This window comes from Nocardia noduli, from assembly GCF_019038455.1.
In the GTDB taxonomy this organism is placed as follows: domain Bacteria; phylum Actinomycetota; class Actinomycetes; order Mycobacteriales; family Mycobacteriaceae; genus Nocardia; species Nocardia noduli.
On the sequence record NZ_JAFMPL010000014.1, the window covers coordinates 25,053 to 51,329 of the forward strand.

The 26,277-nt window shown below is 68.6% G+C and carries 27 protein-coding genes; 12 read left to right on the forward strand and 15 right to left on the reverse strand.

The window, feature by feature from the left end; genetic code table 11:
* Positions 1 to 65: 65 nt before the first annotated feature.
* Together JZ792_RS11190 and JZ792_RS11195 are read right to left on the reverse strand one after the other, a co-directional pair.
* Positions 66 to 938: a MerR family transcriptional regulator gene (locus tag JZ792_RS11190; protein ID WP_216909648.1), complete on the reverse strand. Its 873-nt coding sequence runs from the start codon at positions 936 to 938 to the stop codon at positions 66 to 68.
* A gap of 88 nt (positions 939 to 1,026) precedes the next feature.
* Entirely contained in the window at positions 1,027 to 1,398 is a 372-nt protein-coding gene (locus JZ792_RS11195) for a hypothetical protein (protein ID WP_216909650.1), read from the reverse strand.
* A 117-nt stretch (positions 1,399 to 1,515) separates the two neighbouring features.
* Between JZ792_RS11195 and JZ792_RS11200 the strand changes: the two genes are divergently transcribed.
* Both JZ792_RS11200 and ppnP read left to right on the forward strand, forming a co-directional pair.
* A complete protein-coding gene (locus JZ792_RS11200) occupies positions 1,516 to 2,115 on the forward strand; it encodes a lipocalin family protein (protein ID WP_216909810.1) in 600 nt (199 codons plus the stop codon).
* A 58-nt stretch (positions 2,116 to 2,173) separates the two neighbouring features.
* The gene (ppnP, locus tag JZ792_RS11205; RefSeq protein ID WP_216909652.1) at positions 2,174 to 2,485 is read left to right on the forward strand and encodes a pyrimidine/purine nucleoside phosphorylase; all 312 of its coding nucleotides are present in this window, start codon (positions 2,174 to 2,176) and stop codon (positions 2,483 to 2,485) included.
* Here ppnP and JZ792_RS11210 read toward each other — a convergent pair.
* Positions 2,464 to 3,822: a lipase family protein gene (locus tag JZ792_RS11210; RefSeq protein WP_216909812.1), complete on the reverse strand. Its 1,359-nt coding sequence runs from the start codon at positions 3,820 to 3,822 to the stop codon at positions 2,464 to 2,466. The two genes, ppnP and JZ792_RS11210, sit on opposite strands and share 22 nt — an antisense overlap.
* 624 nt (positions 3,823 to 4,446) lie before the next feature.
* Between JZ792_RS11210 and JZ792_RS11215 the strand changes: the two genes are divergently transcribed.
* On the forward strand, positions 4,447 to 5,964 hold the full coding sequence (locus tag JZ792_RS11215; RefSeq protein ID WP_216909654.1) for a long-chain-fatty-acid--CoA ligase: 1,518 nt from the start codon (positions 4,447 to 4,449) through the stop codon (positions 5,962 to 5,964).
* 157 nt (positions 5,965 to 6,121) lie between these two features.
* Entirely contained in the window at positions 6,122 to 6,586 is a 465-nt protein-coding gene (locus JZ792_RS11220; protein ID WP_216909656.1) for a DUF2231 domain-containing protein, read from the forward strand.
* A gap of 9 nt (positions 6,587 to 6,595) precedes the next feature.
* Here JZ792_RS11220 and JZ792_RS11225 read toward each other — a convergent pair whose 3' ends face one another.
* Positions 6,596 to 7,396: a phosphatidylethanolamine N-methyltransferase family domain-containing protein gene (locus tag JZ792_RS11225; protein ID WP_216909658.1), complete on the reverse strand. Its 801-nt coding sequence runs from the start codon at positions 7,394 to 7,396 to the stop codon at positions 6,596 to 6,598.
* Between the two features lie 108 nt (positions 7,397 to 7,504).
* On the opposite strand from JZ792_RS11225, the gene JZ792_RS11230 reads away from it, so the two are divergent.
* Together JZ792_RS11230 and JZ792_RS11235 are read left to right on the forward strand one after the other, a co-directional pair.
* On the forward strand, positions 7,505 to 8,314 hold the full coding sequence (locus JZ792_RS11230) for a nuclear transport factor 2 family protein (RefSeq protein WP_216909660.1): 810 nt from the start codon (positions 7,505 to 7,507) through the stop codon (positions 8,312 to 8,314).
* Between the two features lie 101 nt (positions 8,315 to 8,415).
* Positions 8,416 to 9,585: an alpha-hydroxy-acid oxidizing protein gene (locus JZ792_RS11235; protein WP_216909662.1), complete on the forward strand. Its 1,170-nt coding sequence runs from the start codon at positions 8,416 to 8,418 to the stop codon at positions 9,583 to 9,585.
* On the opposite strand, the gene JZ792_RS11240 is transcribed toward JZ792_RS11235, so the two are convergent.
* From JZ792_RS11240 to JZ792_RS11255, 4 genes are all read right to left on the reverse strand, one after another.
* A complete protein-coding gene (locus JZ792_RS11240; RefSeq protein ID WP_157978785.1) occupies positions 9,582 to 9,782 on the reverse strand; it encodes a hypothetical protein in 201 nt (66 codons plus the stop codon). The two genes, JZ792_RS11235 and JZ792_RS11240, sit on opposite strands and share 4 nt — an antisense overlap.
* A gap of 396 nt (positions 9,783 to 10,178) precedes the next feature.
* On the reverse strand, positions 10,179 to 11,366 hold the full coding sequence (locus tag JZ792_RS11245; protein WP_216909664.1) for a DoxX family membrane protein: 1,188 nt from the start codon (positions 11,364 to 11,366) through the stop codon (positions 10,179 to 10,181).
* Between the two features lie 145 nt (positions 11,367 to 11,511).
* Positions 11,512 to 13,197: a steroid-24-oyl-CoA synthetase gene (casG, locus tag JZ792_RS11250; RefSeq protein ID WP_216909666.1), complete on the reverse strand. Its 1,686-nt coding sequence runs from the start codon at positions 13,195 to 13,197 to the stop codon at positions 11,512 to 11,514.
* Positions 13,198 to 13,244: 47 nt separating this feature from the next.
* Entirely contained in the window at positions 13,245 to 14,285 is a 1,041-nt protein-coding gene (locus JZ792_RS11255) for an NAD(P)-dependent alcohol dehydrogenase (RefSeq protein ID WP_216909668.1), read from the reverse strand.
* 160 nt (positions 14,286 to 14,445) lie between these two features.
* Here JZ792_RS11255 and JZ792_RS11260 point away from each other — a divergent pair, with 160 nt between their 5' ends.
* The 3 genes from JZ792_RS11260 to JZ792_RS11270 all read left to right on the forward strand — a co-directional run bounded on the left by JZ792_RS11260 (position 14,446) and on the right by JZ792_RS11270 (position 16,715).
* Positions 14,446 to 15,090, forward strand: coding sequence for a TetR/AcrR family transcriptional regulator (locus JZ792_RS11260; RefSeq protein WP_216909670.1), 645 nt, complete (start codon positions 14,446 to 14,448; stop codon positions 15,088 to 15,090).
* A 175-nt stretch (positions 15,091 to 15,265) separates the two neighbouring features.
* Positions 15,266 to 16,018: a DUF6319 family protein gene (locus JZ792_RS11265; RefSeq protein WP_254189647.1), complete on the forward strand. Its 753-nt coding sequence runs from the start codon at positions 15,266 to 15,268 to the stop codon at positions 16,016 to 16,018.
* Between the two features lie 16 nt (positions 16,019 to 16,034).
* A complete protein-coding gene (locus JZ792_RS11270) occupies positions 16,035 to 16,715 on the forward strand; it encodes a TetR/AcrR family transcriptional regulator (protein ID WP_308165251.1) in 681 nt (226 codons plus the stop codon).
* 21 nt (positions 16,716 to 16,736) lie between these two features.
* Here the strand turns inward: JZ792_RS11270 and JZ792_RS11275 are convergent, their stop codons facing one another.
* The 4 genes from JZ792_RS11275 to JZ792_RS11290 form a co-directional block, all read right to left on the reverse strand.
* Positions 16,737 to 18,293 carry a GGDEF domain-containing protein gene (locus JZ792_RS11275; protein ID WP_216909673.1) on the reverse strand — a complete coding sequence of 519 codons (1,557 nt, stop codon included), beginning with the start codon at positions 18,291 to 18,293 and terminating at the stop codon, positions 16,737 to 16,739.
* On the reverse strand, positions 18,293 to 18,871 hold the full coding sequence (locus JZ792_RS11280) for a hypothetical protein (RefSeq protein WP_216909675.1): 579 nt from the start codon (positions 18,869 to 18,871) through the stop codon (positions 18,293 to 18,295). The genes JZ792_RS11275 and JZ792_RS11280 overlap by 1 nt, the downstream gene beginning before the upstream one ends.
* A gap of 32 nt (positions 18,872 to 18,903) precedes the next feature.
* Positions 18,904 to 19,386, reverse strand: a complete 483-nt coding sequence (locus JZ792_RS11285; protein WP_216909677.1) for a pyruvoyl-dependent arginine decarboxylase — start codon at positions 19,384 to 19,386, stop codon at positions 18,904 to 18,906.
* 607 nt (positions 19,387 to 19,993) lie between these two features.
* Positions 19,994 to 20,191, reverse strand: coding sequence for a hypothetical protein (locus JZ792_RS11290; RefSeq protein ID WP_216909862.1), 198 nt, complete (start codon positions 20,189 to 20,191; stop codon positions 19,994 to 19,996).
* A 397-nt stretch (positions 20,192 to 20,588) separates the two neighbouring features.
* Between JZ792_RS11290 and JZ792_RS11295 the strand changes: the two genes are divergently transcribed.
* A complete protein-coding gene (locus JZ792_RS11295; protein ID WP_308165256.1) occupies positions 20,589 to 22,286 on the forward strand; it encodes a sodium:solute symporter family protein in 1,698 nt (565 codons plus the stop codon).
* An 11-nt stretch (positions 22,287 to 22,297) separates the two neighbouring features.
* Positions 22,298 to 22,546: a hypothetical protein gene (locus tag JZ792_RS11300; protein ID WP_216909681.1), complete on the forward strand. Its 249-nt coding sequence runs from the start codon at positions 22,298 to 22,300 to the stop codon at positions 22,544 to 22,546.
* Between the two features lie 111 nt (positions 22,547 to 22,657).
* On the opposite strand, the gene JZ792_RS11305 is transcribed toward JZ792_RS11300, so the two are convergent.
* Entirely contained in the window at positions 22,658 to 23,362 is a 705-nt protein-coding gene (locus JZ792_RS11305; protein ID WP_216909683.1) for a DUF8020 domain-containing protein, read from the reverse strand.
* Between JZ792_RS11305 and JZ792_RS11310 the strand changes: the two genes are divergently transcribed.
* The gene (locus JZ792_RS11310; protein WP_216909685.1) at positions 23,352 to 23,495 is read left to right on the forward strand and encodes a hypothetical protein; all 144 of its coding nucleotides are present in this window, start codon (positions 23,352 to 23,354) and stop codon (positions 23,493 to 23,495) included. The two genes, JZ792_RS11305 and JZ792_RS11310, sit on opposite strands and share 11 nt — an antisense overlap.
* A gap of 464 nt (positions 23,496 to 23,959) precedes the next feature.
* Here JZ792_RS11310 and JZ792_RS11315 read toward each other — a convergent pair whose 3' ends face one another.
* Entirely contained in the window at positions 23,960 to 25,432 is a 1,473-nt protein-coding gene (locus JZ792_RS11315) for a PepSY-associated TM helix domain-containing protein (protein WP_216909687.1), read from the reverse strand.
* 221 nt (positions 25,433 to 25,653) lie between these two features.
* Positions 25,654 to 26,217 carry a hypothetical protein gene (locus JZ792_RS11320; protein WP_216909689.1) on the reverse strand — a complete coding sequence of 188 codons (564 nt, stop codon included), beginning with the start codon at positions 26,215 to 26,217 and terminating at the stop codon, positions 25,654 to 25,656.
* Between the last annotated feature and the right edge of the window lie 60 nt (positions 26,218 to 26,277).

Here is a 26,277-nt window from a genome sequence, read left to right on the forward strand (position 1 = left end):
ACATGCGTGCCGGACGTGTTCGCGTGGGTGCCGACCGTTCCGTTCGCGCGGGACGCGAAGCCGTTTCAGGCCAGCAGGTCGACGGCGTCGGTCAGGCTGCGCACCCGGTGCACCGTGTCGGGCAGGATGACCTCTTCCCAGCCCGGGCCGCCGACGAAGATCCCCGCGCCCGCGTGCGCGCAGGCGCGGACCGCGGAGGTCAGCGCCGTGGATTCCTGCTGCGACCACAGCACCACCGACGCCGGAACGTCGTGCCGGGCGATCGCGTCGGTCAGTGCGGTCGTCGGCACATCGGCGCCGAGCATCCTGGCCCCGACGCCGCGTTCGGCGAGTGCGGCCCGCAGCACCTCGAGGGGGAGCGCGTGTGTCTCACCGCTGGTGCAGGCCAACAGGATCGATCGCGCCGCTGTATTCGAGGCCGTATTCGGCGCGGCCTTCTTCTCCGGTGGGGGATTGGTGCGGTGCATGATCGAGGTGATGCACCAGGAGAGCAGGTGTTCGACGTCGATGCAGCCCTCGCCGTCGTCTTGGCGGGCGATGATGTCGGCGAAGGCGGGACGGCACAGTTCGTCCCAGGTCGCGATCACCCCGTAATCGCGCATGTGGACGCCGAGCAGGCCGGACACCGCCGTGGCGTCGAGTGCGAAGGCCGCGTCCAGCAGGGTGATCCGGTCGCCGCGTACCGGGAGCGGCCCGCGTACCGAGGCGGCCGCGCCCGCGGGCGTCGCGCCGTCGCGGATGAGCGCGACCATCTGGCCGAGCAGTGCGATATCCCGCTCCGAGTACAGACGGTGCTTACCCGGGCGATCCTGCGGGGGCCCGATGTCGTACCGGCGATTCCAGCTTCGCAGCGTCGCGGTCGGAATGCCGAGACGCTCGGCGACCGCGCGCACCGTGTATCCGGCCGCGTCGGAGACTGGAGCTGAACCGGCGGGCATCGCCTCATTCTGCCCTTTCCGGTCTCGGCGTGTCGTCACGGCCCGGCGCCCCGGTGTCCGGGGCGGTGCGCGAAACCCGGCTGTGGCCTCACGGGCTTGATGTTCGCGTCGTCGCGATCGCGGTGGCGGCGCACAGCAGGCCCCAGCCCGCCGTGACCGCGACGGCCTTGGCGCGCTGTGGTCTACCGCGCAGCGCGAGCCCGAGTACCGCCGTGTCGCCGAGGTCCGAGCACACCCTGACAGCGATGGCGAGGCGCATGGATCGGGCATCGGGCGCCGCGATCATGGCGAGTCCGGAGGCGGTGTCGCGTAATCCGACCATCCTGGTCAGCGCGCGCACGGCCGGGGGCTCGTCGGACCAGCCGCACGGCCCGAGCAGGATCGCGGGGCGCGCGGCGACCGCGATGCCGTAGGCGGCGGTCGCGATTCCGGCCGCGCGGGGGAGCCAGTCGTACCGCATTCGACCTCCTGCGTGATCCGTGCCGGTCGCGAACCGCACCGACGCATCAATTATGCATCGTTCTGGGTTAAGGTGGAAGAGTCGTCGACCCGAGGAGTTCCCGTGTTCCCCCATCGAATGGTTCATCGTTGCGCGGCCGTTCTCGCCGCCGCCCTCATCGTCGCCCCGTTGAGCGCGGGTATCGCGTCCGCCGCGCCGCGACCGGTCGCCGCACCCGCCCCGGTGCCGTCGCTCGAACTCGACCGATACCTCGGCACCTGGTACCAACTCGCCGCGGTGCCGCAGTTCTTCAATCTGGTCTGCGCGCGCGACACCACCGCCACCTACGCCCTCGACCCGCAGGGCAATGTCTCGGTCCGCAACCGCTGCACCACCTGGTCGAACACCCTCAACGAGATCAGCGGCACCGCGACGGTGAACGACCGGGCGACCGGCGCCCAACTGCACGTCAGTTTTCCCGGCGTTCCCACCCAGGAAAGCCTGGAAGGGCCGACCAACTACATCGTCACCGCCCTCGGCGCGGATTACTCCTGGGCGCTGGTCACCGACCCGACCCGGGTGTCCGGATTCGTCCTGTCGCGCACGCCCGCGTTGGACGCCGCGCAGTGGCAGCAGGTCGGGACGGCGATCGACGCGGTCGGGCAGAGCCGGTGCGTGTACCTGACCTCGCCCACGACCGGCGGTCTGTCGCAGATCGCACCGCTGTGCACGGTGTGAGGACGGCGGTAGTGCGCCCAGTAAGCTGACGGCTCCACATCGGCTCGGGAAAGAGATCATGTCGCAGTTCGAGAACGTCAGCGTGACGAAGAAGGCCAACGTCTACTTCGACGGCAAATGCGTCAGCCACAACATCGTGCTGGCCGACGGCACGGCCAAATCGGTCGGCGTCATCCTGCCCTCGGCGCTCACCTTCAGCACCGGCGCACCGGAGATCATGGAATTGATCGAGGGTGAATGCAAGGTCACCCTCCCCGGCGCGTCCGAGGCCGTCACCTTCCGCGGCGGCGAATCGTTCAGCGTGCCCGGCGACAGTTCGTTCGATATCGAGGTCGTCGAAACCCTGCACTACGTCTGCCATTTCGGCTGAGACCGGCTTCGCGCGATCCCGGGCCCGCCGCGTCGCGCGGTGATCGGACGTCCGGTCAGCACGCGGGCGACCAGTGCCGCGAAGCGAAGATGGCCGACGATTTCGCGCGTCGTCCAGGCGATCGACCAGACCGTCTCCGTGCGGTCGGGTGGCAGGTCGAGACCGTCGAATCGGTCCGCCACCCAGTTCATCGTTGCCGGGACGCCCAGGTAGAGCAGCGCCAGGTGCAGGCTGAGACGGTCGCGCAGGTAGCGCACGTGGGCCCCCGCTTCGCGATAGCGCCGCACGTGCCCGTCGACGTCGGCGACGGCGATCAGTTCGTCGTGCACGCCCTGGATGACGAGCAGGGGCATCGCGGGCGCGCACTGTCCCGGCCGGATGTCGTCGAGTACGCGCCGCACCGCCGGTCGAGCCAGGATGTCGGCGAATCCGGTGGTGCTGTAGCGGTCCATGTTCTTACCCGCGAAACGGGCCAGCAGCGCCAGCGTGGTGCGTGATTCCGCGTCGGCGAGCAGCGTGTGGAATTCCGCGGTCCCGAATTCGCACAATGCCCGGTCCAGTGCCGGATACGCCCGTCGCAACGCCGCGACGCAGACCGTCGAGAACCCCGACATCAGCGATCCGTTGAGCCGGATGAAGGCCGCCGCCGGATCGCCGACCGGCGATCCGGCCACCGCGCCGACGATATCGAGTTCCGGCGCGTATTCGGCGGCGACCTCGGCCGCCCACGCCGTCGCGAGCCCGCCCCCCGAATAGCCCCAGAGCGCCACCGAGGTCCCGGGGCGCAGCCCGAGCGGCGCGAAATCCAGTGCGGCCCTTATTGCGTCGAGCGCGCGATACCCGGGTTCGCGCGCCACTCCGAAATGACCGCCCATGCCGCCGTGATCGGGTACCGTCACCGCCCAGCCGCGGGCGAGCGCCTCGGCGATCACCGGCAGTTCCAGTTGCGGTATCGCGCCGAGCGCGCGAGCGCCCCTGCGCAGCGCGTAGGAGGGGAAACAGCGCGAGCTCACACCGTCGATGGCGCATTGGAACGCGACAAGTCGCCGATCGGCGCCCGGTTCGGCGCCCAGGGGCAGCGCGACGGTGGTCACCGCCGCCTCCGCGACGCCGTCGATGCCGTTGGTGCGGTAGAGCAACTGCCACGCCGTCACCCGCTGTGGAATCCGGCCGAACAGCGCGAGTTCGACGCTGCGGGCACGCAGGATCGTTCCGGCCGGGAGCAGTGCGAAATCATCGGGTGGGCAGTAGAATTCGTCGTCCTCGGGAAGTCGCGCGGCGGTGGAAACCGCAAGGGGCACCGCGTTCGGTGCGACCGGCGCCGATTCGGCGGGCATGCTCACTGCTGTCCATCCTCTCGAATCGCGCCGCGGGCGCGTCACGCCGTGGCGGGCGCGGGAAGCCGGTCGTCGGATTCGGAGAACGGCGAACTGGTCCGTCGAATCTAACAATTCCGGACCCCCGAATTAATTGTCGGCGAGCACAAGTGATGTCCGGGATTTTCTCCCATGGGTGCAGTGACCGACGGCCGTGTCGGAGGGTGGTGATCCGGTCGGACGATCCGGCCAAATTTGATACTTGCGTTGCCCTGTGTATCAGGCATAACCTTGTCGAAACTTGCACTGCTAGTTTCGGAGGTTCCCATGGGCTGCGAGTCGCGGACGGCGCATATCGCACGCTCCAGGAGGGAATCGGCCGGTCGTTCGCGCGATCCGCGACGTCACGGATCCGGTGACCAGCACCATTCGGCCACCTCGTCGATGACGTCGCCCGTGTCGCCGTCGCGTGCGGTGGCGAACCCCCGCGGCGTCCGGTGCGCCGGACCCCTCCGACGAACCCGGTAGCCCGTCGGCGGGCGCACCGCGTCCGCGGACCCGATCGAGCCGACCGGAGATCGCGGCCGGGCGACGGCACGTGTCGCTCGTGACAGCGCGGTCATCGATAGAACAGGAGTACTCCCCATGAATGCGACACTGTCGCTCGCCAGCGTCCTCGCCGAGCAGGCCAAGCGTCGGCCGGATCGGGTCGCGCTGATCGAGGGCGAGCACCGGATCACCTTCGGCGAACTGTGGGAACAGGCGCGAGGTCAGGCCGCGGCGCTGATCGCGCTCGGAATCCGCCCCGGTGATCGGGTCGCGCTCATGTGCCCCAACACGGCCGAATTCCCGCGCGCCTACTACGCGACCCTCGCGGCAGGCGCGGTGGTGGTGCCGGTGCACCTGCTGCTGACCGCGCGCGAGGCCGCGCACGTCCTGCGTGACAGCGGGGTCACCCTGATGGTGTGCCACCCGATGTTCGCCCCGGTCGGCGAGGCGGCGGCCTCGATCGCCGAGATTCCCTGCGTCGCACCGGATTCGCTGTCGGGAGAACCGATTCCGGCGTTCGTGTCGCGGGCTCCGGAGGATCCGGCGGTGATCTTCTACACCAGCGGCACCACGGGAACGCCGAAGGGGGCCGAGCTGAGCCACCTGAATCTGGTCATGAACGCGACGGTCAACGCCTTCGACGCGAACGACGTCCGTCCCGAACACGTGACCCTCGGCGCGTTGCCACTGTTCCACGTCTTCGGCCAGACGGTGTCGATGAATTCGACCTGGCGTGCGGGCGCGGCACTGGTATTGCAGCCCAGATTCGATGCGGCCGAAGCGATTCGGTTGATGGTCGCCGAGAACGTCGACACCTTCCACGGCGTGCCGACCATGTACATCGGCCTGATCGAGGCCGCGGCGAAGGCCGAGCGGCTACCCGCGCTGCGCCTGTGCGTCTCCGGTGGCGCGGCGCTGCCCGGCGCGGTGCTCGAAGCCTTCGAGGCGACCTTCGGCGCGCAGATCCTCGAGGGGTACGGCCTGTCGGAGACCTCGCCGTCGGCCGCGGTCAACCAACCCGATTTCGGTTCGCGCGCGGGCACCGTCGGCCATCCGGTCTGGGGTGTCGACGTGGAGATCGCCGATCCGGACCTGGGCCGCGCGATCTCGCTGCTGCCGACCGGGGAACTGGGCGAGGTCGTGGTTCGCGGACACAATGTGTTCAACGGGTATATCGGCAATCCGGCGGCGACCGCGGAGACCGTCGTCGACGGCTGGTTCCGCACCGGTGATCTCGGCGTCAAGGACGAGGACGGTTTCATCCGGATCGTCGACCGCACCAAGGATCTGATCATCCGCGGCGGTTTCAACGTGTATCCGACCGAGGTCGAAGCCGCGCTGTTGCGTCATCCCGGTATCGCGCAGGTGGCGGTGATCGGGGTTCCCGACCCCACCTACGGCGAGGAGATCTGCGCGGTGGTCGTGCCGACGGAATCCACACTCCCCGACGCCGATACCGCCGCGGGCATCATCGAATACGGTCGCGAACAACTGGCCAAGCACAAGTACCCGCGCCGGGTGGAATTCCTGAACGAACTGCCACTGGGTCCGAGCCACAAGGTGCTCAAGCGAGAGTTGCGGCTGCGATACGCGGTCGCACGCAGCGATTCCTGATCTTTATTGCGCCCGACCGGCGTGCGGGGGTGCCCCACCCACCTACCTCCCTCGCACGCCGGTCGATGACTTCGGCTGCGTGCTCGCCGCGCGGAAAATATGATCGGGGACGACACTGTCGGTGGACCGCCGACGCGGTCGATGCCGAGGAGGAGCCGTGCAGACGATCAACGGTCTACCCGCCCACGTCCTGTTGGTCCACGCCGTGGTGGTACTCGTTCCGCTGACCGCGTCGCTGGCGGTGCTCGCCGCCGTATGGCCGTCGGCGCGGCGTGCGCTGATCTGGCTGGCCACCGTGCTCGCCGCGGTCACGATGGTGCTGACCCCGATCACGGTGGACGCGGGCGAGACGTTCGCCCGGAACTTCGGCCCCTCCGAGACATTGCGAACCCACGCCGATCTCGGCTCGACGATGACGTGGTTCGTCGTTCCGCTCGTTGTGCTGACGGTGGCGCTGCTCGTCGTCCACCTGCGCGAACGGCGCGGCAAGCCACTCGCGCGGGTCTTCGTCGCGGGCCTGGCTCTACTCGTGATCGTCGCCGGGGTCGCGGCCACCGTTCAGGTCTTCCGGGTCGGCGAATCCGGTGCGCGCGCCGTGTGGGGCGCGTCGTCCGAGCCGTAGCGTGCTTGCTCAGATCACATAGGGAATTAAGGCTTTTCGCTCGGCCGGGTAGTCGGCGAACCGTTCGCGGTACCACCGGTGGGTCGCGAACGCGCGCGGCACCAGATTGCCCGCGGTGATCAGCAAGATCACCACTCCGGCCAGTGACCAGCTGAGCAGTGCGAAACCCGCCCACGCGATCAGTTCGCCGAGATAGGCGGGGCTGGTGACGTACCGGAACCCGAAGCCGTACGGAATCCGGTATTCCGTCGACTGCGCGGAACTCGGATCGGCCTTGTCGCGCAGGTTGCGCACGATGGACTCCGAGCGGACGAGCAGGGTGAACCCGCACAGGTAGATCACCACGCCGACGAGGAAGCGCGGATCGGTGAACCAGTCGGTGTCGTACTGATTCCGGTAGTCGTGACTGAAGAACGCCCCGTTCAGGTAGCCGTGCACGGCGGTCACGAACATGCCCATCGCCAGGACCGAGATATTGAAGCTGCCGCGTTTACCGGGCACCTGCCGGATGGACAGCGGGAAGAACCAGCCGCGGTTTCCGTAGTGCAGCAGCCAGATCGCCGCGAGTACCAGCGGAACGGGCTCGAATCGCTGCGGGCCGCCGAGGTAGAACACCGCGAACACCACCGTCGCCGGAATCTCCATCAGCCACCAGCCGAGTTTCGGCGGAAGGTTGAATCCGAGTTTCGCCGTCGCGAACCGCCCGTAGGGACTCTGCGTGAACAGGCCTCCTACCAGCACGAACGCGGCGAATGCGAAGGCGACAGCGAGTACGGTGTCATAGGCGGAATCGCCGGTGTACCAATCCATCGAGGTCCTTTGTCGAGCGGGTGCGCGGCCGACGGCCTGCGCCAAAATTAGAACATGTTCTAACATAGGCGTACCCGTCGTTCGACCGTGACCATGGAGGAACCCGTCATGCCGCTGGATTCGACCGCGGACGATCTGCTCGCCGCCGTACTCGCGTCACCGCGTGCCGTCGCGGCGCACGACAAGGCTGCGTGGGTCGATCTGTTCGGCGAGGACGCCGCGGTCAACGATCCGGTCGGCTCCCGTCCGCACGTCGGCAAGGTCGCGATCGGGCGCTTCTACGACACCTTCATCGGGCCCAACACCATCGCCTTCGACGTGCGGCGCGATCTCGTCGCGGGTCCGACGGTGGTGCGCGATCTGTCGATCTCCATCACCATGTCGACCGGGGCGACGGTCACCGTGCCGATGCACCTGCGCTACGACCTGGCCGAGGTCGGCGCGACGTGGAAGATCGCCCGGCTGGCGGCGCATTGGGAACTGGCCCCGATGATCGGGCAACTGCTGCGCACCGGCCCGCGCGGTATCGGTGCGGCTGTGCGGCTGGGCCCGCAGTTGGTCCGCAACCAGGGTGTCGGCGGCGCCATCGGCATGATGCGGGCGCTGTCCAGCATCGGACGCGCGGGTAAGCGCCGCGTCGACGCGCTGTTCACCGCCGCCGCTGCCGGCGACATCACCGGGGTGGGCGATCTGCTCGGCGGACACGCCGAACTCGAACTGCGGACCGGCACGCCGGTCTCGGTGGCCGATTTCGTCGGTCGCGCGCGAAATATGCGCTGGGACAAGGTGATCGCGGCCGGACGCGCGGTCACCGTCTCGGTCGATCTCGGCGACGCGCGTGGCGTGGCGATCATCGACTTCGATCGGCACGACGTCGCTATCCGGCGGATCGTTCTGTTCCTCGACACCGACGTGTAGCGGCATCGGGTTCCGGGTCCGCGTCCGCGCCGCGCTGTCTAGGATCCGGAGGGGAGCGCCCGGGCGCCCCCGTGACCTGCCGCCGACGAAAGGGCCGGACGATGGCGTTCGCCGACTACCAGAACGAGATCTACTTCGCCGCGCTCGGCGGCAACCTGCCCGAGTTCCCGATGGACTACGCCACGCTGGAGGCCAAGGCCGCGGCGGCGCTGCCCACCTCGTTGCATTCCTATATCGCGGGCGGCGCGGGCGACGAACTGACCCAGCGGCGCAATGCCGAGGCATTCGAGGACTGGGGGCTGATACCGCGCATGCTCGTCGGCGCGACCGAGCGCGATCTGTCGGTGACCGCGTGGGGCCAGACCTTCGCGAGTCCGGTGTTCATGGCACCGGTCGGCGTCATCGGATTGGTCACCGGCGACAAACACGGTGATATCGCGGTCGCGCAGGCCTCCGCGGCCACCGGCGTCCCCGCGATCTTCTCCACGCTGATGGAGGATCCGCTCGAGGACGTCATCCCGCACGCCGGGAGTACGCCGGGCTTCTTCCAGCTCTACACGCCCAAGAACCGCGATCTCGCCGCGAGCCTGGTGAGCCGGGCCGAACGCGCGGGTTATCGGGGTATCGCGGTCACGCTCGACACCTGGATTCCGGGATGGCGTCCGCGCGACCTGTCGACCGGCAACTTCCCGCAGCTGCGCGGACATGTGCTGAAGAACTACACCAGCGATCCGGTCTTTCGGCAGATGGCGGGCACCGATGACCCCAAGATGATCGTGCTGCACTGGATCGGCACCTTCGGCAACGCCCTGACCTGGGACGACCTGGAATGGCTTCGTTCGCTGACCGATCTGCCGATCATGCTCAAGGGGATCTCCCATCCCGAGGATGCCCGCCGCGCGCTCGACCACGGCGTCGACGGCATCTACTGCTCCAATCACGGTGGACGACAGGCCAACGGCGGACTCAGCGCCCTGGAGACGCTGCCGGACATCGTCGCCGCGGTCGACGACCGGGTGCCGGTGCTCTTCGACTCGGGGGTGCGGTCGGGTTCGGATGTGATCAAGGCCATCGGTCTCGGCGCGACCATGGTCGGTCTCGGCCGCCCCTATGTCTACGGGCTGGCACTCGGTGGGGTGCCCGGCCTGGTGCACCTGCTGCGCATGATCCTGGCCGAGGCCGACCTGCTGATGGCGGTCAACGGCTACCGCGATATCGCCGCGATCCGCGAGAACATCCGCCCGACGACGAAAGGCCGTGCGGCACACTAGATCATGGCGGGGTCCGGCAGCGCGCCCTCGGCCGTTCGCAGCCGTTCGCTGAGCTGGGTGAGCAACTCGATCGACTCGTCCGACAGTCCGACGGTGGTCCGCACCAATCGGCGCAACTGTTTACCGGAGATCTGGCACGCCAGCACATCGTCGGTGGCGCGGTATCGGACGAGATCGAGATCCACTGCGGTACTCACAATCTGACAACTCGGGGCCCTGGACATACAGGCAAGAGGCAGACCTTCGCGGGTCCACCGTCGCACACAGGTTCCTTCGCTGCGATGTCGCTGAATATCTCACACGGCCCGCCTGAGCGGGTCGCGCGGCGATTCGATCACGGGTCGGACTCCGGCGCTACGTGTCTGTTGTACCGGAAGACAGCGTCGAATTGTCGCAAGACCCCGTATTCGCGGTCCCGTGGTGTCGAGCCGCTATGGAAATCCGCGAGGGTAGCGGGGAGTCCGCTGGTTCGGAAACCAGTTAGGGCGCGTCCATCCGGAAGCGAACGGGCCGACCGGTATGTGTCGGAATCCACTTCCGACACATACCCGCCGACCCGGTCCGTCAGTACTCGCCGCGCGCGGACGAGACGATCAGCGTCGCCACGCCTCGCCGCGCTCGCGCGCCGCTTCGGCCAGCAGTGCCCGGCGCTCACGCGCGGTCGCCGCGATCTCTGGTGCGCGATGCTTGGCGGTCTCGGTGAACTCGGTGCCGCGCTCGCGTGCCGTCTCCGCCAGCTCCGCGCCGCGGTCGCGGGCAACCTCCGCCAGTTCCGCGCCGCGCTCGCGCGCGACCTCGGCCAGTTCGGCCGCGCGGACCCGTGCCGCACCGGCCAGTTCGGCCCCACGTCCACGGGCGACCTCGGCGAAATCGGTGCCACGTTCGCGGGCCACCTCGGCGAAATCGCTTCCGCGTTCCCGAGCGACGCCTGCCAGTTCGGCACCGCGCTCGCGGGCGACCTCGGCGGCGTCGGCCCCGCGATGACGGGCGATCTCGGCGGCGTCCGACCCGCGCTCCCGCGCTGCCTCGGCGAGTACCGCGCCACGAACTCTGGCGACTTCCGCGATCTCGGCGCCGTGCTCCTTGGCGGCCTTGGTGAAGCGCGATTTGCGAACCTTGGTCGCCACCTCGGGGGCCTTTTCCTTGGCGAGATCGACCAACTCCGCGCCGTGCGTCTGCGCCGATCCGGCCAGTTCGGCGCCCTTGCTCGCGGCGACCCCGCCCAGTTCACGGGCACGCAGCGCCGCGTCGTGGGCCTGTCCGCGCAGTGCGGACGCGGTGGAGGAATCCGACGAACCGATCGGCAGGGCGGCCGAGACCGCCGCTGCCGCGCCCTGCGCCGCGCGCCGACCACGCCAGCCCAGCGACGGCTTGCCCGCGGTGTCGGCGCTGGCGATCATCAGGCCGCCGAGCAGGCTGATGTCCTTGAGGAAGGCATTGCGCTTGGCGATCTTGCGGTCCGGATCCGATTCGGCCCAGAAATCCTGTTCGGTGACCGTCGCGGGGATGACGGTGGCGGCCAGCACCAGCGAGGCCAGACGCGGTGCGCGGCCGAGCGCCAGCAGCGTTCCGGCCGAGACCTGCGCGATCGCGTTGACCCGGACGATCGTGCCGGGATCGGCGGGCAGTTTGGCGGCGACATTGTTCGGCAGAGATCGTTCACCCTGCTGGACCAGCGCGGCGGCCGCCTTGGCGCGAGGCTGTGGATGAATCAGCGTATCGACACCGTCGGCGATGAACGCGGTCGCGAGCAGTGGTCGGGCAAGCCGGCGCAGCAACATGGTGACAACCCTTTCTCGGTGGCTTATGGGTCGGATTCCCGGGAACCTCGTGGTCAAACACCAAGATCAGCTGAGCACCGCCGAAGCGATGACCTGGGCAATCGTATCGGTCGAGTCGGGAAGGCGGGGTTGTCGGCGCGGCGGGCTATCCGGTCGGCGCGTCGGTGGCCAGCGCGTCGACGATCCCGGCGCGCATCACCTTGCCGGTGGCATTGCGGGTCAACGCGGTGGTGGTGATCCGCCATCGGACGGGCACCTTGTAGTACGCCAGCCGCGCGCGGGTGAACTCGGTGAGATCCTCGGAGCTGACCGCCGTCGCGTCGTCGACGACGACGACGAGCGCGGCCACCCGCTGACCGAGATCGGCGTCCGGGATACCGACCACGGCGCATTCGCGGACGGCGGGATGTTCTTCGAGGCACTGCTCGACCTCGGTGGGGTAGATGTTCTCGCCGCCGCGCAGGATGAGATCCGAACGTCTGCCCGACAGTCGCAATCTGCCCTGTTCCAGGACACCGATATCACCGGTGCGCAGCCAGCGGTCCGGGGTGATGGCCGCGGCGGTGGCGGCCTCGTCCCGCCAGTAGCCGAGCATGACGTACGGGCCGCGCACCCAGATCTCGCCTTCGGCCCCGTCGCCGACCGGTTCGCCCGCCTCGTCGCGGATCTCCAGCGCGACCCCGATGACCGGCCTGCCGACGGTGTCGGGGAACGCGGCGAGTTCGGCCGGTGCGGCCAGTGTGGCCGCGGTACTGCATTCGGTCATGCCGTAACTGGTCGCCAGCACCGTGCGGGTGACCGGAAGGCGTTGTCGCAGTTGCTCTTGCAGCGTGTGGGAGGACGGCGCGGAATTGAGGGAGAACGCGGCGAGGGAGGACAGGTCGTAGCGCGACAGGTCGGCCGCGAGCAGGCGCGAGGCCATCGTCGGCATCGCGCCCCAGTTGGTGACCCGCTCGCGCTCGATGAGCGAGAGGACGCGGTCGGCGTCGAAACCGCCCTGGTGGATGATCGCGGTGTCGCCGGTGACCATGCGCGGAATCACCAGGTTGTGCAGGCTCGCGATGTGGAACAGCGGGGAGGTCAACAGGAATCGCCTGCCCTTGGGCGCGCCGTCGTCGTCCTCGCCACGGAAGGCGGCGGCGAGCGCGTCGTTGAATCGGTGATAGTCGATGACGGCCAGCAGGTTTCGCTGTGTGTGCACCGCGCCCTTCGGTCGACCGCTGGTCCCGCTGGTGTAGAGGATGATCGCCGGATCGTCCTCGTCGACGGGGGCCCGGGGGAGTTCACCGCCGCCGAATTCCGCGATCAGGGCGGGCAGGTCGGTTTCCATCGTCAGCACCGGGACGTCGAGGTCGAGTTCGGCCAGTCGCGCCGCCCGTTCGGCATCGGCGATCAGCACCGACGGCGTGGTGTGTCCGATGCCGAAGGCGATTTCCCTCGGCACCCACCAGGCGTTGTAGCCGACGGCGATCGCTCCCAGACATTGCGCCGCCCAGAACGTCATCACCCACTCCGGCGTGTTCGCCGCCAGAATGCCGACCCGATCGCCTTTGCCGATGCCGTAGCGGTCCCGCAGCGCGCGAGCCAGCGCGCCGACCGCCGCGGCGTGCTCGGCGTAGGTGATCCGCCGGTCCGCGGTGACCAGGTACTCGCGTTCGCCGAGCGCGACCGAGCCCGCGAGGATCTCGCTCAGTGCGCGGGCGCGATGGCGGACCACCGGAATCGGCGTGCCGAGCACGTCTTCGACGGCCATCTCGAACGGGCCGCCCGGCCCGGTCAGCCGTCCCGCCACTTCCGCGGCGCGTGCGCGAGGGTCGACGGATTGCGTCATATGTGGTGTCCTCGGTGCCGGATCCGACGGGATGGAACGGTTGTCGTTCAGGGCACCAGTACCGCGCGGCCCTGGATCAGACCGCGGTCGAGGCGATCCAATGCCTCGCGCCCATCGGCGAGATCGAAACGTTCCACTTCGACGCGCAATTTACCCGATTTGGCCAATTCCACCGAGTTGATCAGATCGGATCTGTTGCCGCCGTACGACTTTCGCACCGAGGCGCCCCATGGCCAGCCCGGGCCGCCCGAGGGCGCCGCCGTGATCTCCGGCGCGCCGCCGCCGAGTCCGATCATCCGGTAGGCCCCGTTGGGAGCCACCGATTCGACCGCGAGGCGGGCCGTGCTGTCGATGCCGACGAAATCGAAGACGGCGTCCGCGCCGCGACCGTCGGTGCGGTCGAGGATGACGCGCGCGGTGTCGGCGTCGCCGATCAGTCCGGTGTCCGCGCCGCAGCGCGCGGCGAGCGCCAACTTCTCCTCGCTGACGTCGACCGCGATGATCCGGGTCGCTGTGGTGGCGGCGAGGATCTGCACCGCCACGTGACCGAGTCCGCCGACCCCGATGACCACCGAGGTCGATCCCGGTCGCAGCCGCGACCGCGTGCCCTCGATGGCGTGATAGCTCGACAGCGCGGCGTCGGCGAGCGGTGCCGCCTCCAGGAAGTCCAGGTCACCGATGGGCACGAACGAACTCGCGGGGATACGCACGTATTCCGCCATGCCGCCGTCGGGACCGAGGCCGGGACAGGGCGGCATGGCGGTACGGCCCGCCGCGAGACAGACGTTCTCGTTGCCGCTCACGCATTCCCGGCACACCCCGCAGGACCAGCAGAGGTAGACGACGCCGCGTTCGCCGGTGACGCGACCGTCCACCTCCGATCCCAGCGCCTCGATGGTGCCGGAGATCTCGTGTCCCATGGTGAGCGGATCGTCGCGCATCTTGAACGGTATGTGCAGCACGTGCAGGTCGGAGTGGCAGATGCCTGCCGCCGCGACCTTCAGCAGCAGGTCGGTCGGCCCGATCTCGGGGACGGGGACCTCGCGCAGTTCGAGGGTTTCCGGCCCGGTCAGTTGCAGTGCTCGCATCGTTGGACTCCTGTGTGACGTGGACAACAAATTAACACTGGCTGGACTGGGTGTCCAGTGAATGACATGATGTCCAGCAAGGGTGCGTCCGCCACGGTGGACCGCCGGGTCCGTTCGCGGGAAGTCGCGCGTGAGAACAGTTTTCGAGGAGGTGGCCCGAATGTCGACCGAGTCGTCCCGCGTGCCACCCGAGGCGAACGTCGCCGCGCGGAGTCTGCGCGACGAGCAGAAGCGCCGCACGCGGGCCGCGCTGGTCGACGGCGCGAGGCGGTTGTTCGGCGACCGGGGTTACGCCTCGGTGCGGGTGGACGATATCGCCGCCGCCGTCGGGTGCAGCCGCGCGACGTTCTACCTGCATTTCGCCTCCAAATCGGCGGTGCTGCGCGCGGTCGCCGAGGCGGCGGGCACCGAGCCCACCGCGGTGCGGTTCTACGAGGATCTGGATCGCGTGCTCGACACCGGTTCGCGCGCCGAGTTCGTCGGCTGGGTGGCCCGCGCGATCGAGTGGTTCGACGAGTATCGGGACCTGCTGTCGGCGTGGGACGAGGCCACCGCGCTGGAGCCGGAGTTCCGCGAGGTCGCCAGGCAGGGCATACTCGCGCTCCCCAACGCCATGCCGTCGTATCTGTCGCGCTGGCCGCGGGATCGGCGCGACGAGGCGGTGCTGCGCGTGGAACTGCTTGTCGCCCAGTTGGAACGCTTCTTCACCCGGTGGGCGATGCAGCGCACCATCGACGTCTCGGCGGAGCGGGCGGCGGAGGTTCTCGCCGAGATCTGGTACCCCGCGCTGCGGGCGCCGCGATGACGACGGTCCGTGCGTTGCTGGTTGTTCGCTGAAATCTCGGAACCGGGCGAGGGCGCCCCGATTCGGTGACGCGGTGTGAATCTGTCGGTGCGGTGCGGCATCATCTGTGCACGCAGCCATCCACGAAGACCGCTCGGAGTGCACCATGCCGTCGCCAAGAAGCAGACCCAAACCATTGTCGGACACAGAGATCGAGCAGATAGCTACCGAGATCGCGGGTGGCCGCCCGCCGATGGTGTGGTTCACCGCCGCCGCCGTCGGCGTCGCGGAGGGCAGGTCCGGGAAGGTGGTCGCGCTCGGCGACCCGACCGACGGTGATTTCCTGCAGGTCCGGCCCACCGGGTCCAAGGATGTACTGTCCTTCTCTCCGACCGAAGTGACATTGACCAAGCCGCCGCGCCCGGCGCCCCCCGCTCAGAAGAGCGCCGCCGCGCCGAAGACGACTACCAGGAAGGATCCACCCGTGACCCAGCCGTCGACCGTGACGAGCGTTGCGACACCGTCCACCCCGCCGAGCGTCGTCACCGCGAACGCCGCGGCCGACAGCGCCGATTCGGCCGCCAAGGCCGCCGCGGCGAAACCGGCGGGCCCAGCGGGAACGGCGGGGACGGCCGGGACGGCGGCGCCCAAACCGGCCAAGGCGCCCGCCGCGCGCAAGCGGACCGCGCCGGAGGTCACCGTGACACTCACGGGAACCCCCGACGGCGAATGGGCGGTCGACGTCGTCAACGGCAAGAAGCGCACGATCCGCGGCCTGCCGGTCACCAGCGCGGCCGTCGCGCAGGCGGCCAAGGTGCTGCATCCGGAGGTGGCCGAGGTGGTCGCGGGCATACTCGAAGCCGCTCGCGGTGTGCAGCAGGCCAAGGTCGCCCAGTTGCAGGCCGAACTCGAGGAGGCACGCAAACTGCTCGAGGAGCTGTCCGAATAGTGGGAGGCTCTGCGTAGTGGTCGAAGATTCGGCGGTGCCCGCCGAGGGACGTGTCCTGGTGCGCTGGAACGATTTCGCCGAAAGACACAGGTTGACGCGCGATGCCGTCCTCGGCTCGTCGCGGGGCAGGCTGCTCGAGGCGATCGTGGCCTCGGTCGAGGACAAGGGTTACGCGGCGACGACGCTGGCCGATATCGTCGGCCGCGCGCGGGTGTCGCGCAGCACGTTCTACGAGCATTTCGACACCAAACAGCAGTGCTTCCTCGAAGCGCTGCGGGTGGCGCAGGCCATGCTGGCGCGCCGGGTCGTGGATGAACTGGCGGCGCTCGGCGAGGCGAACGCGCGGGCGAGAATCGCGACGATGGTCACCACCTTCTGCGAGGTGGTCGCCGCCGAGCCCGGTTTCGCGCGGGTGATGATCGTGGAATCGCTGTGCGTCGACCGGGCGGCCGTGATGATCCGCGACTACGCGGTCGATCTCTCGGGGGAGATGTATCGCGAGTTCTACGAACAGGCCGGACGCGAGAACCCGGGGTTACCGCGGCGGTCGGAGGCGTTGATCGCCTGGATTCCCGACGCGATCGTCGAGCGCGCCAGGCGGGTGATCGTCGAGGAAGGCGCCCCGGCGCTGCCCGCGCACGCGCCGCGGATCATCGAGTTCGTGCACGCGGTACTCGGGCTGCCCGGCCCCGAATGAGGTGAGCGCGCCCGATCCCGCTCAGACGGCGGTCTCGCGACGGCGGCCCAACCGTGACGCGGGGCATTCGGGCGCGCTCGGCGCCGGAGGACGGGTTCCGCTCAGCGGACCGTGGCGCAACTCGTCGTGGAACGCGTAGCCGAGCGCGTACTCCTTGGCGTTGTACATGGCCGAATCGGCATCGCGGATCAGGTCGTAGATGCTGGCCTCGCAGTCGCGTGGACCGACGCAGGCGATGCCGACGCTGGCCGTGATGGGCACCTCGCCCGCGCTCAGTTCGAACGGGCGCACGAACGCGTTCAGTAGTCGTTCGGCCAGCGTCGCCGCCTCCTGCCTGCCCAGCGGCGCGAGGACGACGAATTCGTCGCCGCCGTAGCGGGCGACCGCGTCGTCGCGGCGCACCATCCGCCGGATGCGGGCGGCGGCGTTGGCGATGAGTTCGTCGCCGACGGCGTGGCCGTAGCTGTCGTTGACCATCTTGAAGCCGTCGAGATCGATGAAGAGCAGCGTCAGCGGTTTTCCGGTCCAGTGGTCGCTGTCGCGGTTGGGCGCGCGCAGCAGGGCCGAGCGGTTCAGCAGGCCGGTGAGCATGTCGTGATCGGCCTGGTACTGCGCCCGCCGCTCACTGCGACCCGAGCGCTGGATCGCGCGTTCGCTGCGCACGAGTACTCCGATCAGCAACAGCGCGAACAGCGACGAGACCACCACGCGGTCGACGGTGTCCAGAGTCGAGCCGACCACCGGCACCAGGGACGCGACGATCAGGGCCACCGCGATGAAACTCGCGCGCTGGCGGGATCGGTGCGGGTGGATGCGCCGGGGTGTGCCCAGCGCCGTCATCGTCGGATGCAGCGCGGCGATGCCGACGGTCGCGTAGGCGACGAGCAGCGGGGTCAGCAGCAGTTCGTGCTCGATCGTGGTGGTGCCCGCGCTCTCCAGGCTGTAGCCGAGATCGCCGAGCAGTACCGCGATCAGTCCGAGATGCACCAGTCGCAGCGAGGTCTCCGAACGCGCCGAGGTCGCCACCGAATGCGCGAGCAGGGTCAGCAGGAGGGCGTCGAGCACCGGGTAGGTCGCGGCGAGCACCGTCCTCGGTGTGGTGGCCCCGGTCTGGAGTATCGGGGAGATGAGGAAGGTCCACGAGGCGAGCAGCGCGCCGAGCCCGATGAGCCCCGAATCGAGGAGCAGGTCGTAGTCGCGCCCGACACGGCGCGGGCGCAGCCACAGCGTCGCGGCCAGTCCGAGCGCCAAATATCCTGCGACAGTGAAGATGTCGTCCCACGGACAGGTGTGCGCCGGGGTGAAATCGCGGAGCACGGTGCCGGTGGCGAACGACACCGCCGAGGCCGAGAGCAGATACCAGGGCAGCGGTTGGGCGGGCCGGTGCCTGCGCAGCCCGGTGCCGATCATGACGAGCGCGCCGCTGACCACCGTGAGCATGACCCCGAGGGCGAGCGAGTGGGAGTGGATGAGCAGCGGTAGGGAGATCAGTACCGCCCACCCGGTGAGAAGCAGTACGCACCAGATATTTCCGGTGCAGGACCACCGTCGCGTCGACTGCTCTTCGCTGACTGCCATCAGCCCCCCTTGGTCGCTCCGTCCTCGGTGAACTGTGCGGTGTAGTACGTCTGTGAATCCTCCACCGCGACTTCGACATTCGCCTGCTCATCGAGCACCGCGCGGATACTGTCGGCGAACGAGAGCTGAGTGTTGTTGTACGAGCAGATGTCCCAACCGACCGCAGCGCGTTCGGCCACCAAAACCTGGACAACTGATTTGATCATGGCATGGAACGCCGCCCCCTGTCGCGCACTTGGGGCAACAAGGGTGAATCCCGCATAGTAGATGGCGTTGCGGGCCGCGTGCTCGGGATATCGCGCGGCGAAGTAGTGCGGGCTTATCCACGGCACCGTTTCCAGATGCCTGGTCAGTGTGGTCACGCCGATCGGTTCGCCGTCCGAGGTCCGCGCGACGTATTTCAGGACGCGCGGATCGATCATCTCCTCGCGGAATTCCGCACGATGCAGAACCTGTCGGGCGATCGCCTTCGTGCGCAACGGACCGAAGGCCTCCTCGTAGAGCCGATGGAAGACCTCGATCCCGGCATCGGGGATCGAGGTCTCGACGGTCACGCTGACCTCGGGTTCGCCGCTCACGGCGGATGTCGTCCGCGCACGCGATGTCTCGGTCACGGGCACCGCCCCCACGGGGTGGTGTGGAACGCGGCGAGCACGAGGGCGCAGGTCGGGTCGCCCTCGCATTCGGTCGCGGCCACCATCGAATGCACGGGGCCGAACCCCGCGGGACGATTCCGGGTCATATCGGTCAGGCTGGATCGGATGAGGTGTTCGACGTGCTCCGCGTCCTCGCCGTCGTGCTCGACGAAAAGTCCTGCGCCGGAATCGTCGTCGCGCAGGACCCAGCCGACGCCCGCCGCGGCCGTATCGCCCGGATCGGTCGCACAGCCCTTCGCGTAGACGCAGTAGAGCCGATCACCCCAGGGAATCTGCTTGCGCACCCGTTCGCCGCGCTCCAGAACGGCGCGCGGCGGGATCACCGAAGAAAGGCGAATCAAGTTGGCATCACCCACTCCCAGTTCGCGCAGCGCCGCGTCGAAAGCCGAAACGGCGGTCGGGCCCACCCCGGTAGCGGCGCCGATCTCGATCGTCAATGGTGCGCCGGCGTCATGTCTCGAACTCGCGACGCGCGGTCGGCCCAGCGGTGGGCGAAGTCGATCGATCCACTGCAGCCCGAGTAGGCCGCCGTATGGGGTGCTGTGAATCATAATGCCCTCCCGAAACCACCGACCCGATTTGTAGGCCGTATTTGCCTCAAATTCGACTGTGCGTCAGGATCTTCGATCGCGCACGCCCGGCACGCGTATGCCGAGTTCGGTCGGCGTGTCTCGGACGGCTGTCCGAAGCGGTGCCGACGAGGGTGCGCGGTGCGTGCTCTCGCGCGGCGATCGAACTCGCGGTGCATGCCGGGCGGGAGAACCGATCCCGGCGTTCGTGTCGCGGCTCGGGGGATCCGGCGGCGATCTTCTCCACCGCGCGACGCCGTCGGTGACGGAATTCGGCCGCGTAGGTCGGGTGTCGGCGCGCCGGGCATCGAATGATCCGCCGCCATCCGGAAAGAATTGCTGAAAAGTTGCGACAGGGCGGGGAATCGAGCGCGGCGAGCCTATCCACGTACTGACCCGTCGGGCTGATCCGGGTGCGGCAGGGGGTGCCGTCGACCAGGGCCGTGATGGACCTCGGCGAACTCCCCTTGCGCGCTCAGCGACCGCGTAGCTCCGCGTCAGCGGGTCGGACCCGTCGACGTTCACGGGCGAGTCCGCCACGTGCCCGCGGTCGGCTCACCCGATGCCAGCGGATCATCGCCCGGGGATGCGCCGCGTCGAGCGAGTTCGCGGCACGGCCGAGCAGTCGGGTGGCCGGATCCCTGCGGCCGGTGCCGAGCGCGTCGGCGGCCAACCCGGGTCGTGCGGTAGGAGTCCGACGCCCGCCGCCACGGCGCGCGCGTGGCCGCGACCGGATTCGGCGGCAGCGCGACCCCGCCGATCCGCGGGGGTCGGCCCCGGCGGAGCATCCGATCCACGCGAGATCGTCGCGCACGCTCGGTATTCGCGCCGACGCGCGCGGTCCTCGCCGCGCCGTGGCCCGTCGCGCACGAGCCGGACTGAGCAACTGTCCAGGTTTTATGCGTGATTGTGCCGCGAGGTTGGGGCACAATCACGCACAGTAGAGGTGGGCGATGGTTGGTCGCCGCCACGCACGACCAAGCTCGACGCCCGGTTTCACCGCCTGGAGGGACGACGCTGTGCCGCTTGCCGATTCACTCGTTCTGACCTCGACGCTGCCGCTCGCGCAGGTGCGCGTCGAGGCGGCGTCGACCCTGCGCCTGGACGCCGAGCCGGTCGACTTCGCGCTGGTCGCGCTGTATTTCGTGTTCGTGATGGGCATCGGGATCATGGCGCGCCAGCGGGTTTCGTCGAGTATCGACTTCTTCCTGTCCGGGCGATCGCTACCCGCTTGGGTGACGGGTCTGGCGTTCATCTCCGCCAACCTCGGCGCGGTCGAGATCATGGGGATGTCGGCCAACGGCGCCGAATACGGATTCCCGACCTTCCACTACTTCTGGATCGGCGCCGTACCGGCCATGCTGTTCCTCGGCGTGGTGATGATGCCGTTCTACTACGGCTCCAAGGTGCGCAGTGTGCCGGAATTCATGCGCAGGCGTTTCGGCACCGGCGCGCATCTGGTCAACGCGTTGAGTTTCGCGGTGGCGCAGGTGCTGATCGCCGGGGTGAACCTCTATCTACTCGGCTCCATCCTCAATGTGCTGCTCGGCTGGCCGCTGTGGGTGTCGGTGATCGTGGCCGCGGTGATCGTGCTGTCCTACATCACCCTCGGCGGACTCTCGGCCGCGATCTACAACGAGGTGCTCCAGTTCTTCGTCATCGTCGCCGCGCTGCTGCCGCTCACGCTGGTCGGCCTGCACAAGGTCGGCGGCTGGGACGGCTTCCGCGACAAGGTGACCGCGTCGCCCGGCGGCGCGGAACAACTGGAATCCTGGCCAGGTAACGCGCTCAGCGGTTTCACCAACAACTTCGCCTCGGTCCTCGGTATCGTGTTCGGCCTCGGATTCGTGCTGTCGTTCGGTTACTGGACCACCAATTTCGTGGAAGTCCAGCGCGCGTTGGCGACCCATTCCATCTCCGCGGCCAGGCGCACCCCGATCATCGGCGCGTACCCGAAGATGTTCATTCCGCTGATCGTCGTGATCCCCGGCATGATCAGCGCGGTACTCGTACCGGAGATGATCGAATACAAACAGGCGGTGACCGCCGATCCCGACTACTCCGGCGACACCACCTACAACCAGGCCCTGCTGTATCTGATGAAGGACGTGCTGCCCAACGGTCTGCTCGGCGTCGGCCTCGCCGGTCTGCTCGCCGCGTTCATGGCCGGTATGGCGGCCAATATCTCGGCGTTCAACACCGTGTTCAGCTACGACCTGTGGCAGCAGTACGCGGTCAAGGATCGCGGCGACGACTACTACCTCAAGATCGGGCGTCTCGCCACCGTCGGCGCGACGGTCGGGGCGATATTCACCGCGTTCATCGCGGGCAATTTCAGCAACATCATGGACTACCTGCAAACCCTGTTCAGTTTCTTCAACGCGCCGCTGTTCGCGACATTCATTCTCGGCATGTTCTGGAAGCGGATGACCCCGACCGCGGGTTGGCTGGGCCTGGTCTGCGGAACCGCCTCGGCCATCTTCGTTTTCATCCTGCACGAGACCGAGGTCTTCCAGCTCTCCGGCCAGGGCGCCAGCTTCGTCGCCGCCGGTGCGGCTTTCGTGGTCGATATCGTCGTCAGCGTCGCCGTGACCCAGGTGACCCAGCCCAAACCCGCCGCCGAACTCGTCGGCCTCGTCTACTCCGAGACCCCGAGGGAAATGCGCACCGACCCCGAGGAGGCGACGCTGCCCTGGTACCAGCGTCCGGTCCTGCTCGCCGGTATCGCCCTGGTCATGGTCATCGCCCTCAATATCGTCTTCGGATAAGGAAGCCGCCCATGCTTTTCGACATCCGCACCATTGTCGGCACCCTGCTCGGCTGCTACGGCGTCGTCCTCGTCATCACCGGCCTGGTCAACGACACCGCCGCCGAACAAGCCAAGACCGGCGGTATCAACGTCAACATCTGGGCCGGAATCGGCATGGTCGCCGTGAGCATCGCCTTCCTCTCCTGGGCTCGTTTGCGCCCGGTGGTGCCGCCCGCCGCGGACACACCGGTCATCGACGGCGACGCGCCTACCGAATAGTCTTTCGCACGAATCGAATCCTCATCCACCGACAGCGCCGCCTCCTGCGCGGGCCGGTCGGCGACAGCTCCGCTCACCGAGTGAGTGGAGCTGTCGCGTCCTCGGGGTGAACTACTTGGCCGGGGCCACGAAAGGCTGGTTGGTGGTGACGGCGTACTGGATGGCCGCGCCGATGGCGACGGGGGCGGTCACGAGGATCTGGCCGAGCAGGGTGCCCAGTGCGCCCACGGCGACGATGCCGCCGACACATCCGACGAGCGCGGCGGGGATGAAGGGGCCGAACAGGCCGACGATGGTGGCCGAGGCGACCGTCGCGCCCGCGATTCCGCCGAGGACGCAACCCAGCGCGCCGCCGCCCAGGCCACCGACGAGGGTGCCGAGGGTCGCGCCCATGCCGATGGTGCTGGTCATCCGGCTCCACGCCGCCTGTTCGCGGTCGTACTCGGATTTCCAGGGCGCCTTGTCCTCGTAGGGCAGGGCGACGGGTTTGTACACCGCCCGGTCCATGGACAGCTGCGGGGTGAGTGTCGCCTCGCGGCCGGAGATCTCGGCGGCGATGGGGAATTCGAAATCCTCGATGCGCAGGGTCAGTGGTGTGCCCGCGACCACCACACCGTCGGCGGATTCGATCTTCAGCGCGCCGTCCTGCACGACGAGCGATCCGGAGTCGATCGAGATGATCGATCGGGCTTCGGTGGCGTGCGCGGAGAACCCGATGCTCTCGGGTGCCGACTCCGCCGCGTGACTCGCACCCGACGCGACGGCAACGGCCGTGGTCATGAACGCGGTGGTCAGGGCGAATTTGGTGATCTTCATTATGGAGAAATCCGTTCGAATCGACGAGGTTGATGAAAGTCGCGCGACCGATCGCGGGCGCGACTGTGAGACAGCCGTGCCGCCGGTGTATGTCGTTGCGGCACAGCGTTATCGGCTGGTGCTCGGGCTGTAGTGGAGGTCGGTCGGATGTCGTTGGCGCATGGGTCGGCAGCGCTCGAGGTAGAGCCCGAACCGCACTGAGGCGGACCCGGGGCGAACCGAAGCGATGTTGCCGACCCGGTTGCGGCTCGGTTCCACGACGCGGGGTTGCCCGGTTCACCGGCCCGACACGCCTGCCGACCAGGCCAAGCCGCCTGCCGACTACGTTGCCGACCGGCTTGCGGCTCGGTTCCCCGCCGCCGGACTGCCCGGGTGCCCCGGTTGCCCGACTACGCCTGTCGTGAAGACCGGTTGCCCGACAACGCCTGTCGTAGAAGGCTATGCAGGTCGCCCAGCATCGCCTGCCGCCAGGCTCGGCCGGTTGCCCGACCGCGCTACCGACCGGCTTGCCGAATGTTCCGCGTCGCCGAAGTCCACCCGAGCGAGCACACCGAGTACCGAGGTCAGGTGCCCGGCGGTCCACACGGTGCCGAGGGGTCAGGTGACCGGCGCGTCCTCCACTTCGACCGTATTTCGGAACAATCCGGCGACCACGTCGATCACGAGGAAGGCGAGCAGGCTGAGTCCGACCAGCGGCGCGAACCATCCGACCACCAGTGCGGCGGCCAGCAACGGCACCGCCACGAGCCAGGAGCTCTTGCGCAGCGCGCCGCGCCGCGGTGCCCGGCCGGGAACGAACCGCGAGCCCGCGCGGACCGGTCGCCGCTGCCACCACATGCGATAGCCGAGCACGATCACCACGATCAGACCGATCATGGCGGCGAGCAGCAGCAACTGGTTGAGCAGACCGAACATCAGACCCATGTGGAACTGGATTCCCCAGTTCGTCATTTTGGCCATGAGCGGCCAGTCGGCGTAGTCCAGCTGCGCGGTGACCGAACCGGACGCGCCGTCGACGGCGACCGCGTCCACGGTGTACGTGCCGGACATCCGCCGTTCCTTCACCAGGAATGCCTGATCGGCGTCGGCCGGAACGGTGATCTCCACCGCCTGGGTGACACCCGTCTCGCGGGCCGCGTCGTAGACGCGATCGAGCGACGCGATCTGCGTCGTCGGATCCGCGGGCCTGGTCTCGGCCGCGTGGCCGCCGTGGTGATCACCGGTGGGCGCCGGCGCCGGTGACTCGGCACCGGGCAGGGCGGTGCTCACCGACGGCGTGGTCCAACTGAGTTGGGTGCGCAGGTCGGCGATATTCGCGCCCGCGTAGGCGGACCAGGTCATCCCGGTCACCGAGAGCAGCAACAGCAGCGGAAGTACCCAGATGCCGATGGCGCCGTGCCAGTTCATGTTCCGCAGACGACCCGGGCGGGACCGGTCGGCCGCGAGCAGCCAGCCCGCCGAATTCCTGGCACGACGGCTGCGGACCCGGCGCACCCACAGCACCAGCCCGGCGAGTCCGATGATCCACAGCCAGGACGCGGCGAGTTCACTGTAGAGCCGGCCGGTCTCACCGAGGTGCAGATCGCGGTGCAAGCGGTCGATCCAGGTACGCATCGGCAGTGCGCCGGAGCTGCCGTAGATCACGGACTCGCCGACCGGCCGCGCGGTGTACGGGTCGACGAAGACCGCGCGCCGTTCGTCGGAGAGCGAGGGATCGTCGAAGATCACCCGGGTGGTGTCGTCGGCTTCCTGCGCCGGTGCGACGGCGACCAGTGCCAGTTCGGGGCGGGTGGCCACGGCGGCGTCGACCTGTTCGGACAGCGGTCGCCGCGCGTCGCCTGCTTCGACCGTCAGCAGATCGTGCGAGACGATCCGCTCCAGCGTCGGTGAGATCGCGTACAGCGCGCCGGTGACGGCCGCGATCAGGATGAACGGGGCGACGAAGACGCCCGCGTAGAAGTGCAGGCGCATGGCGAGTGCCTGGAGGCCGCTGTCGGATCTACGCCGTGGCGGTTGTGGTGACGGCGTGGCGTCCACGACGTCGGGAGTGATGGATTCTGTTGTGCTCACGATCGTTTCGATTCTGAGGTTCGGAACCCGGGCACGGCCGTCGGCCGACGGGTCGACGCCACATGGGCGCGCGCGTGACTGTCGAGCGCGGGCGGCGAACGTGACGCGATGCGTTCACGAAAGCGGCCTTCGCGCGTGGATCCCCGCGCTCCGACAGAGCGCGGCGGCAGCTCACGACGACGCGCGAACCGTGCGGTTCGAGCACCGGGTAGAGGATGAGATCAGAAGGAAACGGCGAGCGGTGGCCCGCGCGTGCGCAGTGTCGCGGCCGCGAGAATCCGCAGGATGACCCGGTCGCGATACGCGGTGCGCAGCGGCGCGGGCTCGGCGATGACGGGCGCGCGATGACGAATCGGAAGAACACGGGCCAGGACGGTGGTCCCGATCCGGTACGCGGCCTCCGCGCCGCGAATGAGCGCGGCGGCCACGAACGCGGCGACGATATGCGCGGCGATCATCCGAGGTGTCGGCGTGAGGTCATCGTGATGCATCCGCGCGGAATCGAGCCCCAAGGTGAGGTGGCCGAGCAGTTGGCCGCCGATCAGCGCGGCGACCAGTCCGTGGGAGGTGTCGCGCAGTGGCGCGAGCCCGGCGACCAGCGCGCCGATCACGGCCGACGCGGCGACGAGCAGTACGAGTGTGGCGCTCTCCGGCGCCATGCCGTCGGAGGCCCAGCCGTGCGCGGCCAGCGAGAGAGCCCCCGAGATCGCCCCGGCCGAGCCACCGCGCAACTGCGCGACGGCGCCGCGGAACCCCGCGGCAGGCCGGACGAACTCGATACTCACCCGCTGATGATAGCCGAGCCGTATGCGGTGTGCTCCCGGCCTTACCGGGCCGCCGCGGCG